The sequence below is a fragment of the Halalkalicoccus sp. NIPERK01 genome (assembly GCF_030287405.1).
Classification (GTDB): Archaea; Halobacteriota; Halobacteria; order Halobacteriales; family Halalkalicoccaceae; genus Halalkalicoccus.
Genome location: NZ_JASVVV010000042.1, coordinates 1 through 254 on the forward strand (window position 1 = coordinate 1; position 254 = coordinate 254).

1 pseudogene is annotated in these 254 nt (G+C 75.6%); it reads left to right on the forward strand.

Features of this window, described 5'->3' with window-relative positions:
- Nucleotides 1–109: 109 nt before the first annotated feature.
- A pseudogene (locus tag QRT08_RS18485) lies at nucleotides 110–254 on the forward strand (thiolase family protein); the annotation flags it as partial.

The following is a 254-nucleotide window of genomic DNA, read 5'->3' on the forward strand; positions in this document are numbered from 1 at the left end:
GCAGGCCGCCGGGCGAGAGGTCCCGGCGCGGCAGGCGGTCCTCTAAGCCGGGTTCGACGCCGGCACGGAGGCGTCGACGGTCAACGAGGCCTCCGGGTCGGGGCTCCGGGCGATCGCGCTCGCTGTCGACCGTATCGAGAGCGGCCGGGCGAGCGTCGCCGTTGCCGGGGGGATGGAGTCGATGTCGAACGCGCCCCACGTGAGCCGCGAGCACCGCCGCGGGAAACGGCTGGGCGACAGCCGCCACGTCGACG